This is a genomic window from Saccharicrinis fermentans DSM 9555 = JCM 21142 (assembly GCF_000517085.1).
Lineage (GTDB): Bacteria > Bacteroidota > Bacteroidia > Bacteroidales > Marinilabiliaceae > Saccharicrinis > Saccharicrinis fermentans.
The window spans coordinates 4,887,019-4,905,374 of record NZ_KI912107.1; the positions used below are offsets into that span (position 1 = coordinate 4,887,019).

At 37.3% G+C, this 18,356-nt stretch carries 17 protein-coding genes and 2 tRNA genes; 11 read left to right on the top strand and 8 right to left on the bottom strand.

What is annotated here, in order from left to right; all coding sequences use genetic code 11:
- Positions 1-20: 20 nt before the first annotated feature.
- The 5 genes from CYTFE_RS0120200 to CYTFE_RS27455 all read left to right on the top strand — a co-directional run bounded on the left by CYTFE_RS0120200 (position 21) and on the right by CYTFE_RS27455 (position 2,360).
- Positions 21-92: transfer RNA gene (locus CYTFE_RS0120200), tRNA-Glu, on the top strand.
- Positions 93-130: 38 nt separating this feature from the next.
- Positions 131-382 (top strand): 30S ribosomal protein S20, encoded by a 252-nt coding sequence (gene rpsT / locus CYTFE_RS0120205; RefSeq protein WP_027473298.1) that lies wholly within the window; start codon positions 131-133, stop codon positions 380-382.
- Between the two features lie 14 nt (positions 383-396).
- A tRNA-Glu gene (locus tag CYTFE_RS0120210) sits at positions 397-468 on the top strand.
- A 184-nt stretch (positions 469-652) separates the two neighbouring features.
- Positions 653-1,348, top strand: coding sequence for a RadC family protein (gene radC, locus CYTFE_RS0120215; protein WP_044212990.1), 696 nt, complete (start codon positions 653-655; stop codon positions 1,346-1,348).
- A 55-nt stretch (positions 1,349-1,403) separates the two neighbouring features.
- Positions 1,404-2,360, top strand: coding sequence for a glycosyltransferase family 2 protein (locus CYTFE_RS27455; protein WP_052343326.1), 957 nt, complete (start codon positions 1,404-1,406; stop codon positions 2,358-2,360).
- Between the two features lie 127 nt (positions 2,361-2,487).
- On the opposite strand, the gene CYTFE_RS0120225 is transcribed toward CYTFE_RS27455, so the two are convergent.
- On the bottom strand, positions 2,488-3,771 hold the full coding sequence (locus CYTFE_RS0120225) for an O-antigen translocase (RefSeq protein ID WP_027473300.1): 1,284 nt from the start codon (positions 3,769-3,771) through the stop codon (positions 2,488-2,490).
- A gap of 33 nt (positions 3,772-3,804) precedes the next feature.
- The gene (locus CYTFE_RS0120230) at positions 3,805-4,899 is read right to left on the bottom strand and encodes a glycosyltransferase family protein (protein ID WP_154665708.1); all 1,095 of its coding nucleotides are present in this window, start codon (positions 4,897-4,899) and stop codon (positions 3,805-3,807) included.
- 124 nt (positions 4,900-5,023) lie between these two features.
- Between CYTFE_RS0120230 and CYTFE_RS0120235 the strand changes: the two genes are divergently transcribed.
- Positions 5,024-6,202 carry an ATP-grasp domain-containing protein gene (locus CYTFE_RS0120235; protein WP_027473302.1) on the top strand — a complete coding sequence of 393 codons (1,179 nt, stop codon included), beginning with the start codon at positions 5,024-5,026 and terminating at the stop codon, positions 6,200-6,202.
- Here the strand turns inward: CYTFE_RS0120235 and CYTFE_RS0120240 are convergent.
- From CYTFE_RS0120240 to CYTFE_RS0120250, 3 genes are read right to left on the bottom strand one after another with little or no spacing between them, the layout of a single operon-like run.
- Positions 6,188-7,117, bottom strand: a complete 930-nt coding sequence (locus CYTFE_RS0120240; protein WP_027473303.1) for a hypothetical protein — start codon at positions 7,115-7,117, stop codon at positions 6,188-6,190. The two genes, CYTFE_RS0120235 and CYTFE_RS0120240, sit on opposite strands and share 15 nt — an antisense overlap.
- Positions 7,110-7,511, bottom strand: a complete 402-nt coding sequence (locus CYTFE_RS0120245; protein WP_027473304.1) for a sugar 3,4-ketoisomerase — start codon at positions 7,509-7,511, stop codon at positions 7,110-7,112. The genes CYTFE_RS0120240 and CYTFE_RS0120245 overlap by 8 nt, the downstream gene beginning before the upstream one ends.
- 2 nt (positions 7,512-7,513) lie before the next feature.
- Positions 7,514-7,951, bottom strand: coding sequence for a sugar 3,4-ketoisomerase (locus CYTFE_RS0120250; protein ID WP_235208155.1), 438 nt, complete (start codon positions 7,949-7,951; stop codon positions 7,514-7,516).
- A gap of 48 nt (positions 7,952-7,999) precedes the next feature.
- On the opposite strand from CYTFE_RS0120250, the gene upp reads away from it, so the two are divergent.
- Entirely contained in the window at positions 8,000-8,653 is a 654-nt protein-coding gene (gene upp / locus CYTFE_RS0120255) for a uracil phosphoribosyltransferase (RefSeq protein WP_027473306.1), read from the top strand.
- A 1-nt stretch (position 8,654) separates the two neighbouring features.
- On the opposite strand, the gene folK is transcribed toward upp, so the two are convergent.
- The gene (folK, locus tag CYTFE_RS0120260) at positions 8,655-9,143 is read right to left on the bottom strand and encodes a 2-amino-4-hydroxy-6-hydroxymethyldihydropteridine diphosphokinase (protein WP_027473307.1); all 489 of its coding nucleotides are present in this window, start codon (positions 9,141-9,143) and stop codon (positions 8,655-8,657) included.
- A 90-nt stretch (positions 9,144-9,233) separates the two neighbouring features.
- Here folK and sppA point away from each other — a divergent pair, with 90 nt between their 5' ends.
- From sppA to CYTFE_RS0120275, 3 genes are all read left to right on the top strand, one after another.
- Entirely contained in the window at positions 9,234-10,997 is a 1,764-nt protein-coding gene (gene sppA / locus CYTFE_RS0120265) for a signal peptide peptidase SppA (RefSeq protein ID WP_027473308.1), read from the top strand.
- A gap of 147 nt (positions 10,998-11,144) precedes the next feature.
- A complete protein-coding gene (gene lpxK / locus CYTFE_RS0120270) occupies positions 11,145-12,224 on the top strand; it encodes a tetraacyldisaccharide 4'-kinase (RefSeq protein WP_027473309.1) in 1,080 nt (359 codons plus the stop codon).
- Positions 12,196-13,008, top strand: a complete 813-nt coding sequence (locus CYTFE_RS0120275) for a purine-nucleoside phosphorylase (protein ID WP_027473310.1) — start codon at positions 12,196-12,198, stop codon at positions 13,006-13,008. Before lpxK ends, CYTFE_RS0120275 begins: the two co-directional genes overlap by 29 nt.
- A 165-nt stretch (positions 13,009-13,173) precedes the next feature.
- Here CYTFE_RS0120275 and CYTFE_RS0120280 read toward each other — a convergent pair whose 3' ends face one another.
- Positions 13,174-16,026, bottom strand: coding sequence for a T9SS type B sorting domain-containing protein (locus tag CYTFE_RS0120280; protein WP_044213006.1), 2,853 nt, complete (start codon positions 16,024-16,026; stop codon positions 13,174-13,176).
- Positions 16,027-16,146: 120 nt separating this feature from the next.
- Here CYTFE_RS0120280 and CYTFE_RS0120285 point away from each other — a divergent pair, with 120 nt between their 5' ends.
- Complete coding sequence (locus CYTFE_RS0120285) at positions 16,147-17,160, top strand: aspartate-semialdehyde dehydrogenase (RefSeq protein ID WP_027473312.1); 1,014 nt, start codon at positions 16,147-16,149, stop codon at positions 17,158-17,160.
- A gap of 147 nt (positions 17,161-17,307) precedes the next feature.
- On the opposite strand, the gene CYTFE_RS29080 is transcribed toward CYTFE_RS0120285, so the two are convergent.
- Positions 17,308-18,243 (bottom strand): HU domain-containing protein, encoded by a 936-nt coding sequence (locus CYTFE_RS29080; RefSeq protein WP_052343328.1) that lies wholly within the window; start codon positions 18,241-18,243, stop codon positions 17,308-17,310.
- Between the last annotated feature and the right edge of the window lie 113 nt (positions 18,244-18,356).

The following is an 18,356-nucleotide window of genomic DNA, read 5'->3' on the forward strand; positions in this document are numbered from 1 at the left end:
AAACGTTCAAGTGTTATAATGCTCCGTTCGTCTAGGGGTTAGGACGCCAGGTTTTCATCCTGGTAACAGGGGTTCGATTCCCCTACGGAGTACGTAATAAGAAGATTCGATAATTTTAGGGTTATATAAAATGGCAAATCATAAATCGGCGTTAAAAAGAATTCGTCAAGCAGAGAAGAAAAGAGTACACAACAAGTATTACGCTAAAACAGCCCGTAACGCTGTGAAAAAGCTTCGTAGTACAAGTGAAAAAGAAGCCGCTTCGGAAATGTTTCCTAAAGTAGCTGCGATGCTTGATAAATTAGCCAAAAGAAACATTATTCATAAGAATAAGGCGTCTAACTTAAAATCTAAGTTAGCCAAGCATATTAACAAGCTTTAATATAAGCTTAGTCTGCTCCGTTCGTCTAGGGGTTAGGACGCCAGGTTTTCATCCTGGTAACAGGGGTTCGATTCCCCTACGGAGTACACAAAGAGACCTTCATGAGTTTTCATGGAGGTTTTTTTGTTGCCACTGGTTGATCGGTATGGAGATATTTATTATCTTTTTGCGAAACTGATTTTGACAGGGTAAATCGTTTCATGTTGTAATGGTTCGGTTTTGTAATCGTTTGTTGATTTCAGTCGATTGTGTTATTTAGAAACCAAGACCATGGCTTGCCAGAAACTGAGTATCAAAAATTGGGCGGTTGAAGACAGGCCCAGAGAAAAATTACTTACCAAAGGAATTTCCAGCTTATCCAATGCTGAGTTAATTGCTATTTTAATAGGTTCGGGAAATAAGAACGAATCAGCTGTGGACCTTTCCAAACGCATATTGAATGATGTCAGTAATAACTTAAATGAATTGGGTAAACTTACTATCGACAAACTTAAACGTGATTATAGTGGTATTGGTGAGGCAAAAGCTATCTCCATCGTAGCGGCGATGGAGTTAGGTAGACGCAGAAAGCTTAGTGAAGCAGTGGAGAAGCCAAGAATATCGGGAAGCCGAGATGTGTATGACCTGATGCATCCCTTGCTGGCCGATCTGCCTCATGAAGAGTTTTGGGTTGTATTACTCAATAGAGCCAATAAAGTCATCTCGACACAAAAGATTAGTCAAGGCGGAATTGCTGGAACGGTCATTGATTGTAAGCTGATTATGAAAGCCGCCGTTGATCAATTGGCCTCAGCTATAATACTGTGCCATAATCATCCTTCCGGAAACCTTAGACCCAGTCATCATGATAAAATTAATACCCAAAAGTTGGTTGAAGCTGGCAAAGTGATGGATGTGCCAATTCTTGATCATCTTATAGTTGCTGATCATGGCTTCTTTAGTTTTGCGGATGAGGGCGAATTGTAAATCTTTAACTCATCTTTTTTGCTATATTTGTAGTACACCATATTCTTTTAGATTCATGAAGGTTTTCTTTTCTGTTGTCATTCCGCTTTATAATAAAGAACGTAATGTGGCAGATACGATTAATAGTGTTCTTGAGCAGTCATATACTCATTTTGAACTTATTGTTGTAAATGATGGTTCTACCGATCGAGGAGTCGATATTGTTAAAGCTTTTCAGGATCGCAGAATTAGACTTTTCGAAACAGAAAACCACGGTGTTTCTTCTGCCCGAAATTATGGTGTCGAAAAAGCAAATGGCGAGTATATTGTTTTTATTGATGCCGATGATTTATGGTATTCTTCCCATTTGTCAGATTTGGAATTCTTGATCTCTAAGTTTCCTGAAGGGAAGTGGTTTGCTACGGCTTACGAAATGTTACATAATGATCGGTTGACTCTGCCTATGAGAAGCCCCATTATGCAAAGGAGCCATTCTTGGTATGGACGAATAAATGATTTTTTTAAATATTCGATGGAGGATTGTTTGGTATGGACTTCAGCTGTATGTATGAGGAAAGATTTTTTTCTGCAGTTGGGTGGTTTTAATGTATTATATGATACGGGTCAAGATGTTGATTTGTGGATTAGAGCTGCTTTAAGTGCTGAAATATATTTCACAAATAAGATTTCAGCCTGCTATATGCTTACCGCTTCAAATAGATTAAGTCTCTGGCCTACAAAACAAAAACGCCATATGGATGTGGATGCCTTTCTAGCAGAGGAAGAAGATAATATTTCCTTTAAGAGGTACATGAATCTTATTCGTTTTTATTACTCTATCAAGTTCAAGATAGCTGGAGATATGTCTACGTATTTAAGACTTAAAGCGGCGATTGATACGAAACAGTTAACGTTCTTTCAAAAAATCCTTCTCAATATCGATGGTTCTATACTCAAGTTAATGAAATGGATAAAGAAAAAATGGGAGTGTTTGGGTATTAGAATTAGGGTTCCTAAAAAGTATGTAAAGTAGAGTGGTTCTTTGTCTCGTAGCAGAGAAGGTTCGTTTTGTTCCGATTTCAAAGTTCTAATGATACGATTGAAGTAGTTTATTTTTAGGTTCTGTATGGGGACATCTTGATCGAAAGGTGATTAAAATATTACTTGATATGTTCTTTTTTACCATGGTATTTGAATGCTAAGTATATTATAATGAGATATGTAATATTAGATATTAGGTAGCATAAGGTAGTGCTGTTAATACCATATTTGGGGATGAGTGCTAATGCTATACTAGGGCGGAATAATGCCATAAATAGTTCGCATAGTATGTAGTATTTTATATTTTCTTTCATCACTAATACTGTAGCAAAAAGCCACGAGATGACCTTTAGTACGTCTCCGATGCATTGAAAAAGAAATAAGTTGTGCATTTCATAAAATTCGGCTGAAAATAAGAGTGGAATAATTAGTTTTCTGGCTAAAAATATGCTTGTACTTCCCACGAGAACGATGGGCATAATTATTTTAATGGTATCATAAACTTCTTTTTTTATTTTTGAAAAACTTACTAGTTCCGTAATCCTGGGTTGATAATATAAACTTAGACTAGAAAATATAATGGAGGTATATGTAAGTGAAATTCGATTGATGCCATCCCACCACCCAGCTTGGGTGATCGAACAATGTTGGATAATGGTATCACGGATGATAATCTGAATAACGGGGCTTATGGTGATTGGAATGAATAGCATTAAGCTAAAACCAAAAAATCTTTTAGCAATCGGTTTAAAAAATATAAATGAGCTCCATGTTGGCTTAAGTAATTTTATAAAAAACACTCCCGAGAACAGGAAGCTCAATAGAAATGCCCAAATGGCGCCTTTTATCCCCCATGCTACGGTAAAGGGAAAGAGTATGGCGACTGACGATATAACGATGAAAATGTTATATTTTATAAATGTATTGTAATTCTTTTTCCCTTTTAGTATGGCTAAGGATAAATTTGTCAAAGCTTGAAAGAATAGGAAGAAGCCTGCTATTCTAAAGGTGGTAGTGTAGTCCTGAGAATGCATTAAACTCTGGCTTAGATGGGGAGCTAAAACGAAGATGCATAGTGAGGTGATAAACGAAAATACGATAGTAATGGTGGTAGAAGTAGTAATCGTATATCGAATTCGTTTAGGAGAATAGGAGTAAGCAGCTAACATTTTTGTTGTTCCTCCTGTAATGCCAGCGCCGGAAATATTTGATGCTATTTGTACAAAGTTCATGAATTGGCTCAAAAGCGCCATGCCAGTGGGTCCTAGCCAGATGGATGTGATCTTAATTTTAAGTATTCCTATTATAAATTGAATCACTACCTGGATGGAGTTACGAGCAGAAATACGTAGTAGTTTACTGTCTTTAATTTTGCTGAAATGTCTATAGAAACGAAAGTCCAATTTTAATTTTTTAAATATTGTTCATAAGCGTAATTACATCTTTGATTTCCAGAAGTCAATATATTCTTGTGCTATTTTAATGGTATCATGGTGTTTTATGGCAAAATTACGACTTGCGATTGCCTGTTCTCTGAGTTTTGATTTATTTGCAATAAGTTTCTCAAATGAGTTTAGCATGTCATTATCTGATACATTAAGATTAATGATGGGTCGGTTTTTGTTTTCGCCGATGAGTTGATACATTTCTTCATCTGCTCCACTGCCTGTTATTAATCCTTTAGATAGTCCTATCAGGGCATTCATTCCAATGCCATATGAGTATTTTTGATCACATAAAACATGTGAGTCGTTTAGTTCTTTGGTGTATTGAGCTGTAGGTAAATTTGAAATCGTTTTTATCATTACGTCATGAGGATATTTTTGTTTTAGATTTAATAAATTACGTTCGATAACATCTATGCCTTTTCGTCTTTCACGTCCTTTTATTTTTCCAATGAAAAAAGTAATTGCCTTTGTGTTTTTGTTAATGTTGTTAATAAAAGCGTATTTTGACGTATCAATGGGAAGAGGAATGTGGGTTGTTTTGTCTGGATAAATGGCTTTGTATGCCATAAAATACCCGACATTACAAGCAGTAATTCCATGTGCATATTTAGCGACATTTATATTACTTTGTACCCACATTTTGTTGTTTAGTGCTTGTTTATGTTGTTTGATGAGCGGATCGTCTTTAATGTCTGGAACTTGAAAGACAGAGTGTTTCAGTTTCCCTTGCATAGCGTAGCTGCAATAGTAATAATCCATCCCATTTGCGCCAAGAAAAATATACTGATTGTGTTTTTTGATAAATTGGAAAACTAAATCATTGAGCCAAGGGTGCGTACCTAAAAAAATAGGGTTGATTAATTGTACAATGTCATAACCTTTTAATTGAGGTAATGCCTTGCTAAGTTTAGTTAAAAAACGAATTCTTTTGAATTTTTCAGGTTGTTTTAAATCTACATTGCGGGGGATATCTTTCCATCCATCTCCGTTGGAAGCTACAGTTACATCAATATTTAACATTTTTAAACCTTGTGCTAAATTTAAATGTAATCCGCTATAATCTCCCAAAAGTAAAACTTTCATATAAGAATGTATTTTGTTTTTAATGATGTAATAAACCATTAATTTTGAAATTAAACGGTACTTATGCAAAAGTAGTATCTTACTTTTTATTTAGGGAATGAAATATTGTAAAAAAATATTGGTCATGCCGGCCTTATTTGATCATGTTAGTTTTATTCAAACAGCAAGAGAAAATAATTACCAGGTAATTACTTGTGATAATAATCCGAATAATATTGGACATAAATACGCTGATCAATCGGTGAATATCAACTTGCTTGATTTCGAGGAATTAGCGAATTATGTAGAGAGGGGCAAAGTGGATGCCGTGGCGGCTTTCAGTACTGATATTGGAGCTGTTGCAGCAGCTTTCGTCGCAGACAACTTGAATCTTGTGGGAAATCCGGTTAAGGCCGTGAAAATGATGGCCAATAAAAAGGAATTTAGATTGTTTTTATATGAACATGGTTTTAATAGTCCTTTCTTTCAGGCTGTTGCTTCTGCGAATGAGTTAAGTTTAGATGATTTTCGTTTTCCAATTATTATAAAACCTACAGATAGGGCAGGAAGTAAGGGTGTTTTTATTTTAAAAAATAAATGTGAAATTCAGGAAAAAATCGCAATTTCTCTTGATTTTTCTCTGGAACATAAAGTAATTGTGGAAGAGTTTATTGTCTCAGAAATGACACAGATACACGGCGATGCGATGGTTCAGAATGGGAAATTGTTGTTTTGTTGTTTGGGAGACCAGTATTTTGGTGATGGGCTACTAAGGTTTTCTCCTATTGGTACTTTGTTTCCTAGCTCTCTTCCGGAACACCTTTTAGAGAAAGTGAAAAACGAGTTGCAACGTTTTATCGATGTGTCATCATATCGTAATGGGGGTATTAATATTGAACTTAAAATAGATCAATATGAAAATGTTTATTTTATTGAACTGGCGCCTAGATTCGGAGGTAATTACATTCCTATGGCAATCGAGTGTCTTTGTAATTTGAATGTAGTAAAATATGCTTTTGATATTGCGGTTGGGCGTCAGGTGTCTATTCCTTCATATCGTATGGACAAAAATGTGTTTCAGTTTATTCTTAGATCCTACAAGGAAGGTGTTTTTAAGTCAGTGGAAGTACGACCGAATCGTTTTTTTAGGATTTTACAAAGTTATCCCATAAAGCAAGTGGGAGATACGGTAGATCTCAAGGATGTGTCGAGTAGTATTATATCCGTGTTTATTTTACAAGCGGAGCATAGAGACGTATTTTACGAAGTAATGAATTGTACCAACAAGTATTTTTGTGTTACAATGGTTTCAAATAGAGAATGAGTATTTTTGGGTGAAATAGACTTCCGCACCAAAGCGTTGCTTTAAATATAGTAGGCTCGTGTTTACTTCGTTGTTTTTCATACATGTTCCCATATCAATAATTTCACTTCTGCTTTTTAAGTGTTTGATAAATAAGTAATAAAGCGCATGGGTAGCTCTGTTGGTGCGTCCTTGGATCGATGAAGCGATATATTGCATTTTGGCTATTTCTCCTTGATCAAAATAGAGAGTCCCGGCGTCGATGTGATGACTTGTTCTATTTCGTATACAGAATAATTTAATATGATCTGGGTATGTGCGTTGTAGGTTTTCAATTTCTGCCAGGGTATGAACGGGTTTTGACTGGTGATATGTAGCTAAATTTTGCTTGAGCATTTGCCAATATTCTTCTAGTGAAGCATTTTCTTCCACGTAGAACTGATCCAATTGAAGTTTTCTTTTTTCGATAGTAGATTTGGGAAATGTATGGTTTTTGCAATGGATAAAAGCACCAATATCTTTAGAACTTGTGGCGTGGTGGATGTTGTTCAGTAGAAAAGGTTGTACTTGTGTATATGAAGATGGGTAAAAGAAAGGTTGTAACTTGATGGTCGTTGATGTGATGGCTTGTCTTTTTAAGAAGTCGAAAAAATGAGCATAATATAGTTGAGCCTTATCAAAAGTAAAGGCAGGTTGATGTATCATGCCTCCATAGGTAAGTCCTGGATGACTTGAGAAATGACTGTTGTTAATGCTGCCTGGTAACAGCGCTTTTAATTTTCTTTTGTCGTATAACATCAGCGAAAAATCCGTAAAACGATCGCTGTGGTATTCCATATAATCCCGATAAAAGAGAAAAGAAAAATTATCTGCTTTTTCTACAAAGCTGTTCCATTCATCTTTGAGTTCGGAGTGGTATTTAATAATCTCAATCATGTACAAATTCTTTGTAATTTTTGATATAGTCAGAGTCTATAAATACATCAGAGGCCATTACCAGTACTACGCTGGCAGTACTAAAGGATTTGAGTTCTCTCCATATGCCGGGAACGATGTGCAATCCTTTTTGTGGATTGTTTAAAAAGACGGTTTTTTTGTTTTTTCCGTCGTCAATAATTACTTCAAAGCTCCCGCTGGCTGCAATGACCAGCTCATGTTGCGCTTTGTGGGCATGGCCACCTCTTTCAGCAGCCGTAGGAATGTCGTAGGTGTAATATACTCTCTTTATATCAAATGGAGTAGATATCTCAGACTCGGTGTATGTTAGTGAACCTCTGTCGGAGCCTATTTTAGTTAGTTCAATGATGTTGCAGTCGTCAATGGAGGCCATCTTTAGAGTGTATTGTAGATTTTTATATATTCCATAAAATCGCGGATGTATATGTTATCTTTGAATTCGGTATCGGTTATGACCAGGCAAACGCTATTGGATATAAAGCTTCCAATTTTGCGCCAGGTCATTGCTGGTACATATAATCCTTTGTTGGTTTGGGTAAGTTGAAAAAATGATTTCTTCTCACCTCTCTTAATATCCACAGTAAATCCTCCGGATAAGGGAATAATAAATTCTGAAGTGTTTTTAAAGGCATGTCCCCCGCGATTTTCGCCACCCGGCACATCATAAATCCAATACACACGTTTGATGGGAAATGGAATATGATTGTTCTGTTCCAAAAAGGTTAAGTTTCCCCTTAAATCTTTAATTTTCGGAAGTTCTATCTCTTTAACCTCGTTATAATACATGGTTTTTTTATCTTTGCCAACGCTCAAATATATGCATTATTTTATTTACCCCATTGAATATTAAATACAAGAAGAATGAACACCCACATTTTCAACAAACAAAATTCCTTGTTTAATCAGTTTATTGCAGAGATTCGTGACAAGGAAATTCAAACTGACCCCCTTAGATTCCGCAGGAATATAGAGCGTATGGGTGAGATTCTGGCCTACGAAATTAGCAAGGAGCTAAACTACAGAAGCATTGATATCCAAACCCCACTTGGAGTGTCTCATGAGTTTGTTCACGACGAGAATGTTGTGATTGCTACTATTTTGCGTGCAGGATTACCCTTGCATCAAGGTGTCCTGAATTATTTTGATGGTGCTGAAAATTGCTTTGTATCGGCTTATAGAAAGTATAACGAGAAGGGTGATTTTGATATCCATATCGAATATATTTCATCACCCTCCCTGGATGATAAGATTGTTATACTTACCGATCCAATGTTGGCAAGTGGCGCATCAATGGAGCTGGCCTATAAAGCGATCTTAACCAAAGGTACGCCAAAGCATATTCATATTGCTTCTATCATTGCCAGTGAAGAAGGTGTTGATTATGTGCAAAGAAATATGGCTTCTGATAATATTTCCTTGTGGATTGGCGCTGTGGATAAGGAACTCAATGAGAAAAAATATATTATCCCTGGTTTAGGAGACGCCGGTGATTTGGCTTTTGGTAGAAAATTATAGCTTATATTATTTTCTTCACCCATCCAACATCATCACATTCGTCCAGTAATTGTTCTATTGTTTTGTTCAAGACTGGATGAGTGTATTTTCCCCATTTTTCATTCAAAGGTAATAGTGTAAATAAGCGTTCCTGTAGTTTGGGATGGGGAATCGTTAAAGCAACAGCTTCTTGCCTTACATCGTCATAAAATAAGATGTCTATGTCCATGGTTCGGGCTTCGTACGTGAGCTTTTTCTTTGGCCTTCTACCTAATTCTTTTTCTATGCTTTGTCCTCGCTGTAGAACTTCGCTGGGTGATAGCTGGGTGGAAACCTCTAGAACTTGGTTGATGAAGTTTTGATGGTGCTCAAAACCCCAGGGTTCGCTTTCGTATAGAGACGACTCTTGAATGATTGAACCTATCTGCGTGTCAATTTTATTTTTGACTTCTTGTATGTTTTCAATACGCTGACCTTCGTTGCCTCCTATCAGTAATATTACCTTGTGCATGATTCAAATTTGTTGAAATTATTATCGACTTGATGAAACGATAACAATTGTTTTATATATTTGTTACAAATCACAAAAATAACTCAAATTATGGCAAAATTTTTTAAATCATTACTATTAACAGTTATTGGTTCTATAGTTACTGCATTATTTATCATATTGATATTTTTTGGAGTGATAGCATCCATTGCCTCTTCTGGAGAGAAAGAAACGAAGATAAAAGAGGGTACTTTATTAACGATTGATCTGGATAAGGTAATTAAAGACAGGAGTGTGGATGATCCATTGTCTGATTTATTGGGTGAATCCCCCTTTTCTCAATCGCAGTTGGGATTAAACGATATTCTAAAAAATATAAAAAAAGCACAGCGTGATGATAAAATTACAGGTATATATCTAAAATGTGGAAACCCACAGACTGGATATGCTACACTTAGCGAAATAAGAGATGAACTAAGGGCTTTTAAAGATTCAGGTAAATTTATTTATGCTTTTTCGCCTATGTATTCTCAAAAAGGATATTATTTGGCTTCCGTAGCGTCTAAAGTCTATCTTCCTCCTCATGGTATGATGGAGCTTAAAGGACTTAGCTCTCAACGTACTTTCTTCAAGGGAGCATTGGAAAAGATAGGTGTGGAGATGCAGATATTTAAACATGGAAAGTTTAAATCGGCTGTGGAACCTTATATGCTTGATCATATGAGTGAACCGTCCAAGGAGCAAACCATCACTTATGTAAACTCCATATGGAATTTTATTGTCAGTGGTATCTCGGAAGCCAGAGGTGTTTCAACTACTGAAATAAATCTATTGGCCGATAATGGAGGAATGTTTTCCAGTAATGATGTTTTTGTGGAAGGTAAGTTATTGGACGGACTTAGATACAAAGATGAGGTTATTGCAGAACTGAAGGAACTGACTGGAACCGACGAAGATGAGGATATAGAGCAAGTTAACCTTGCCGATTATAAATCGGTTTATGTTCCGAGAGAATCTAAGGGACTCTTAAAAGATAAAATAGCGGTGATTTATGCTGAAGGTGAAATTGATGGTTCCGATGAGGATGGTATTAATTCAGAAAAACTCAGTAAAACCATTCGGGATGCACGAAGAGATAAATCTATTAAGGCCGTGGTGTTGCGGGTTAATTCTCCCGGAGGATCGGGTGCCGGCTCTGATATTATATGGAGAGAAGTAAAGCTTTGTAAGGAAGTGAAACCCGTGATTGTGTCTATGGGCGACTTGGCTGCTTCGGGTGGTTATTATATAGCCTGTGTCGCCGATACTATTGTTGCCAATCCTGCTACTTTAACAGGATCCATCGGTGTGTTTGGTATGATGGCGAATGTGAAACCGGTAGCTAATAGATGGGGCTTTACTTTTGATGGCGTGAAAACAAATAAATATGCCGATGTTCCTTCTTTGACAAGACCTTTTACGAACGATGAAAAAGCCTTGTTCCAAGGATATGTGGATCGGTTTTATGATGTGTTTAAAGGGAGGTGTGCCGATGGAAGAAATACCACCAAAGAGGCTATTGATGAGATAGGACAAGGTAGAGTGTGGAGTGGGGAAAATGCAATGGATAGAAATTTGGTGGATGTGTTAGGTGGTCTGCAGACAGCTATCCGTATCGCAAAGGAGAAAGCGGGTCTGGAAAGCGCAAGAATTAAAGAAATGCCTGAGATGTTGTCGCCAATAGAAGAGATTTTAAAGGATATGAAAAGCGAAGCAAAAGCATTTATGACAGAGTCTTTGCTTGGAGTGGATTATCAAAAGGTGCAACAGCTAAATTCAATTAAAGAATTGCATCCTATTCAGGCAAGATTACCGTATGAATTGGAGCTGAATTAAAGTTTATATATCTTTGTTATAATAGAAAGGCTGGTCTGATAAAGACAGCCTTTTTTTTGCGAATAAGAAATGAGCCTAGGAAATAGCTTTGTACACAGTGGGATGAATAGTTTCGGTGAGCTCCATCTGACCATTAAATTTTAACAAATGAAAGTAATAAATTACATACGGATGCTGCTGTGGCCTATAGCTTTGCTATATGGTTTTGTGATTCGTATTCGTAATTTATTGTTTAATATAAATGTATTAAAGTCAGAACGTTTCTCTCTGCCCGTAATTTCAGTGGGTAATATTACTGTAGGGGGTACGGGAAAAACGCCTGTTACTGAATATGTTATTCGGTTGTTGAAGGATGATGGTAAGCTAGCTTTGTTAAGTAGAGGGTATAAAAGGGAAAGCCAGGGGGTGATTGTGGCTCATGGTTTGTCCACTGCTGCTGAGATAGGTGATGAGCCTAAGCAGATTCTGGATAAATTCCCAGACGTGACAGTATGTGTCGCTGAGAAAAGGGTGGATGGAATTTGTAGCTTACTGGCTATGGAAGATAGACCCGATATCATTGTGTTGGATGATGCTTATCAGCACAGATATGTAAATCCGGGTTTGAATATTTTGGTGGTTGATTATCATCGTCCTCCTTGGCGCGATTGCATGCTGCCTGCAGGAGAGCTGCGGGAGCCAATGAATGGTAAGAAAAGAGCTGATATCATTTTGATTAGTAAATGCCCGGAGAATATGTCTGCGGATGAGCAGGATAAATTTGTACGAAGAATGAAACCTTCTGATATGCAGGGTGTTTATTTTTCAACGATAGGGTACCAAAAAGTAAGGCCTGTCTTTGAGGACGCCCTAGCGTTGGATTCGGAAAAGTTATGCGATCACTCGGTGCTTTCTGTAACAGGCATTGCCAACCCTGTTCCTTTTGAGGATCATATAGCAAGGCTTGTTGGTGAAATGTCAGTCATGAGATTCCCTGATCATCACCTCTTCAATGAGAACGATATTGAAAAAATAGCGTTGCGATTTAGTGAAATATCGAATGAAAATAAATGGGTATTAACAACAGAAAAGGATGCGGTCAGATTTCGGCAAGTGTTGCCCAGTAGCTCGAACCTGCGTAAGTGTTTGTATTATATCCCAATTGAAATAAAAGTTTTAAGCAATCAACAAGAAGAATTTAAAGATAAAATCATTACCTATGTTAAGCAAAATAAGAGAAACCGCTAATTTTATATTGGAGCAGTCTAAGACTGAGGCGCGTATTGGTATCATTTTAGGTACCGGTTTGGGTGGTTTAGTGCAGGAGATAAATATTAAAAGTACGTTGGAATATGATGCTATACCTAATTTTCCGACTTCTACAGTGGAGGGGCATCATGGTCGATTGATCTTTGGTACCATAGGTGGAAAAGAGGTGGTAGCTATGCAAGGACGGTTTCATTATTATGAGGGGTACTCAATGCAAGAGCTTACTTTTCCTGTGCGCGTAATGAAATGTATAGGAATAGATACTTTATTGGTGAGCAATGCTAGTGGTGGACTTAATCCGGACTTTGTGGTTGGTGATGTAATGATTATCGATGACCATATCAATATGTTTGGAAATAATCCTTTAATGGGTAAAAATTATGATGAGCTTGGACCTCGTTTTCCGGATATGAGTCAGTGTTATTCTAAGGATTTGATTGATAGGGCATTCTCTATAGCCCAGCGTCATAACATCACACTTAAAAGAGGTGTGTATGTGGGTACTTCCGGACCTACTTTCGAAACGCCGGCGGAATATAAGATGTTCCGTATTTTAGGCGCAGATGTAGTCGGCATGTCAACAGTTCCAGAAGTTATTGTTGCTCGTCATATGAATATGACTTGCTTTGGAGTTTCTATTGTAACGGATTCAGGAGTGCCGGGAGAGATCGTGGAAGTTTCGCACAAAGAAGTGCAGGAAGTAGCTGCCAAGGCTGAGCCAACCATGACCTTGGTAATAAAAGAATTGGTGGGTTCCCTATAGTTTTTTATGCAATGTCCAGTATATAAATCCCTCCTGCCCAGGCAAGGGGGATTTTTTATTTCAGAGAAACTGGCATGCCCAGTACAAATGATTGGACATACAGGGGGATGATTAATCCCAGTTAGCATTGAAAGGCGTAATAAATTTTTAATGCATTTTCCGGGTTTAATGTTGCTTACTTCCCGCGGTTAATACTACCGTCATCTTTTCTTGTTTCGTTTTTCCGTTTGAAGAGAAGAAATCACCATAAATAATATATATTCCCAAGGGTGCCCTATCGTTGTGGTCTGTAGTTCCATCCCAGGTAAAAAAACCTTGTGTGCCTAATAACTCATTGTGTGCCAGTGTTTTTATCACGATGCCATAGCGGTTGTAAATTTTAACGCTTCCTGACCAGCCTGTTTCGTCCAGTTTGTAATTAATGAGTAGATTGTCGTCTGTGCCATCCGCGTTGGGGCTGAATTCTTTTTTGTCAAGACTTAGCCATTGGAGGTCCGTTCTTAATGCATTTTCAATATATTGCGAGTTTTGTAGGGTTGGTGTGGCATACCCACTTGCCTTTGAGGCAGATTGCCAGTTGTGAATACTGTTGGTGGTAGAATGTGGGCTGATGCGTTCCAGAGAAACACCTTCCTGGTCTCTTAATAGTTCAAAATGCATATCATTGGTGTATTCAAAGTAATCGATAAGTTGTCCTGTTTTTTTTGTAACAGCAATATTTCCCAGGTCATCATTTAGTGAGGGAAGGTGAGATTGATTTATAAATTCGTTTTTCGCGGAGGAGTTTAATTCAGACAAAATTAAGCTGTCTTCGGTTATCACCAAGTAATCGTTGGGAAACAAAAGTTGATTTTTATCATCCACAGGTTCTAGTTCGTCTAAGACCATATCTTTAAACGAAGAGAGGTAGATGTCACTTTGGTTAAGTATTTTATTTGAGCGATTATAGAGTTCCACAAAATCAACTCCTGTAGGAATTGGATTAAATAGCACCTCATTGATGATCACGTCAAAACTGTCTATTTCTTCCGGGACTCCCAGTCTTAGTGCACGATTGCTACTTAGTTGGTTGTCTGAAAAATCTGATATAGAAGAAAGTATATTCGCTGTGAAGGTGTGACCTGTTGGTAGATTATTTGCAAAAGAAATCTGAACACTCTTTAAAAATATAGGCTCCCATGTAAGATTTGTAATGGTAGCTCCTTTAATTGATATGGCTGATAAGTCAAAATTATCAGGTATTTTTAAAGATTCGCTAAAGACCCATTCAAAAGAGTTGGGACTGAGGTAGGATATATATTTAAGGTAGGGGGAAATAATATCAGGGTTAAAATTAGTGACCGAATTTTCCGTTCCAGGTGTTCCTCCGTCTAAATTTGTAGCGTATTCCCAGTTGAATTCAGGTTGATGATTATTTGTATCGATGCGTTCAAGAGACCATCCGCCTTCCGATTTAAATCCAGCGTCATCCATTACTAATGGATATTGAAACACATCGCTAACTAGCTTGTTGGCATAATATAAAACCAAAGTTCCTTTATTGTTGTTCAAGGTAGGCAGGTCTTGGATCTTGATTATCGGTAAATCCTTGGGCCAGTTTTGTTCTTCATGATCGTCAATGATGAGTACGTAGCTGTTTCCAGGAAGTTCATAGGCTGGTAGGTAGCTTTCTTTGTCGTTAATCACTATTTGCATGCCGCCCAAGTTAATGGGATACTCTCTACGATTGTATATTTCGATGTATTCGGAATTGTACAGTCCAACGCTTGGAGTTGGGTCAAGCATAAATTCTGAAAAAACAATATCATATCTTTGTGGCCTGCGATAGGTGATGTGGATGCTAGTGTCTTTTAACATATCTCCAAATTCAGCTTGTATTCCTGAGATATGTAACTGATAGGTGCGGTCGGTAATAAATGAGCTGTCTGCTATAAATAGTAAGGTGGAATCATTCTTTAAAGTGACCGCATCAAAATTCAGTTCTCCAAGAGCACTAGCTGTGTTTAGAGTGGCGTTATCTATATTTTTATTAAAAGTAAGTTGAAGCTGATCGGATACCGGAACTGTGGCATTGGTTATCTTTATCCGTTCAAAACGATAGGTTAAGGTGGTGTCTCTTATTGTATTGCCTATGGTGTCTTTGATGTTTTTAATGAATAATTGTCCTAACTTGGTATCGTTTAAAAAGTCCTCGAATTGAATGGTTATTGTTGATGGATTATTGATTTTAATTTTTGCAATACTATAAGATTGGTTTAACAGCGAAAAGTCCTTTAATCTAATACTAGAAATATCAATCTTTTCGCTGAATTGTATCTCGAATTTATTTCCGGCTATTAGGTGATGTGAAGTAACCTGGGGTTTTTCTGTATCTAAATAGGCTGATCCGGATATATGGATGGGGCCAAAGCTAAATTTGTTGCTACGTGTTGAGGTGTAGTTACAATAAATTCCAAAGTAGGAGGATGCTACGATATCATTGTTAAATGCCTCCCCTTCCAGTTGATAATTTTCTGATTCTGTTTTGGTATATAATTGCCAGTTGCCCTTATCGTCGCGTAAGACGCGTACCCAAACTGATGTTGGTGAGCTGTCTAATATTTTGTCGGTACCATCAATTATCTTTATTTTATTCTCAGATGTTTGCTTGTATAAAGACACCTCGTCCTGCGTATTGCCAATCATCACATAGTAGCCTTCCATGTTGTTGTTGAAGCTTACTTGATTGGATGCTAAATAAATAATTGCATAATTTGAGCTGGAAGGATTAAAATCCAGATGAACAGAAAATTCCCATGTTGCATTGTTGATGGCCTTACTTGAGGTTGTTATATAGGCTTGAGAAGCTGCGGCTGGTGCATTCAACTGAAGGGTGGACGCTGCAGTATTGATGCTAAACTTATGCACATCTCCTTGCCATAAAGGGGTAGAAGAAAAGTCCCCGTCGTTCCATGTTTCCACTACTTGGGCTGTAATAGGGGAGAATATCAAGAAGAAAAGAAAAAAAATATGCTTCATGGTGCACGGATTGTAGGAATTTAAATATTTTTGTATGATATAAATCATCATCACCAACAATTTAGTTAAATTGTTTTATTTACGCATAAAGTTAGTTATTTAATTCTTAAACAAAGTTCAATGAAAGTAGCAGTCGTTGGTGCGAGTGGCGCAGTGGGACAAGAGTTCCTAAAAGTTTTGGAGGAACGGAATTTTCCTCTAAGCGAATTGGTTTTATTTGGTTCGGCACGTAGTGCTGGAAAAGTATATGCTTTTAAGGGGGAGAATATTACGGTAAAGGAGTTAAAGCATAATGATGATTTTAAAGATGTTGATATTGCACTAACGTCAGCTGGAGGTGGTATTTCTAAAGAGTATGCAGACACAATTACCAGATACGGAGCTATCATGATTGATAATTCCAGTGCCTTTCGTATGGATGATGATGTGCCCTTGGTGGTTCCGGAGGTGAACCCGAATGATTGTAAGAATATCCCTCGAAATATTATTGCAAATCCCAATTGTACTACTATTCAAATGGTGGTGGCTTTAAAGGCTTTGGAAAATATTTCTCATATAAAAAGGGTTCATATTTCATCGTATCAATCTGCCAGCGGCGCAGGGGCTATGGGGATGGCTGAGCTGGAAAAACAAGTGAAAGAATTTGCAGAAAATAAAGATTTAACTGTTGAGAAATTTGCTCATCAATTGCTGTTTAATGTGATACCTCATGTGGATGTGTTTACAGATAACGGATATACGAAAGAGGAAATGAAAATGTATAATGAAACAAAAAAAATTATGCATTCTGATGTGGAAGTAAGTGCCACTTGTGTTCGTGTACCAGTTATGCGAGCGCATTCCGAAGCTATCTGGGCGGAGACAGATAGAGAAGTTACGCCAGAAGAATTCCGGGCAGAATGTGAAAAAATGAAAGGGATTACTGTGGTTGATAATCCGGATGAGAATGAATATCCGATGCCTTTTAATTTAGCAGGTGAGGATGATGTTTTTGTAGGAAGGATTCGAAAAGACTTGTCAAACCCCAATGGGATATCGTTTTGGTGTGTGAGTGATCAGATAAAAAAAGGAGCTGCCCTGAATGCGGTTCAAATTGCCGAGTACATGATTGCCGAAGGTTTGATACAGAGATAGTATTTAAATATACTTTTAAATAAATAAAAAAAAAGCTGTTCATAAATGGAGCAGCTTTTTTTATGAGTTCGTAGTTTTTATGTTTTTGTAAGCACATTCCTTAAGTGTTGCATATAGAGGAATGTGTTGGTGATATCTGTATAAATATTATTGGAGCGACAATAACCAAGCAGAGCTGAATCCATTGCTTTTTCGATGGATGTCAAGCGCTTCAACGGCCTCTTGCTTATCAGCAAAACCCTCTACTGAAACTCTGAAACGTCCATTGGAAGATATTAGCTCTGCACTCTCAATGCCTTTCTTTTTTAGTTTATCTAGAAACTGTTGCGCCGGTTGCTTGGCTTTAAAGCTGCCGGCAATAATAAAATATTTATTATTAATTAGCATCGGTTCAGCTTCCGTCTTTGTTTCTATAGCGCTAACTGGCGTCGCTGTATATGGCTCAGTAGTTAGCAATTCGTCGTCGTTTGTACTAACGGAAACTTGTTCCATCCGGGGGAATATATCCGAAAAGTTACTGTACTGTGTTTGGTTACCAAAGTCGGGTGTAACCATTAGAAATCCTAAAATGAGTGCTACACTGGCTGCAATTTGGCGTGTGCTTTTGGCATTGAGCGTTCTACGAACAAGTCTTCGTGCTGGTTCATTTTGCTCTTTAATTTGTTCCAGTGTTTTAAAATGAAAAGTACTTAGCCCAAACGAATCTGTTGAAAATGATTCTTCACGCGCAGGGATAAATATGGTATTACCCACAACGTCATTCTTTAGCTCCCCGGCAGAGCCAATAGATATAATTTCTCCTCTGGTAAGTTGAAACTTAAGGATGCTGATGTATTGACTCAACTTATTATTACATTCTTCGTAGCTGATTCCTTCGGCATTCGCAATATGATTGATTAATAAACCATCGTTATGCGATAGGCTTTTGTTAAAACCTATTTTTCTACAGGGAGGACTGAAAACACCGGTTTTTTCATTTAACTCGGCGTTTTTTCTGTTTGCCACAAAGCCTCCCAAGCCTGGAACAATTACGCAATCGTATAAATAAAGTAAGTCGTTGATATGTTTTTCTAGATTAAGCATGATGCAAAAATAATAAAAAAAAACGTGGATGTATACTACTGTTATAAACATCTGTTAATAACCTGTTGAAAACTAAGAATTACCAACAAGTACCCACTTGTTTAATTAATTTA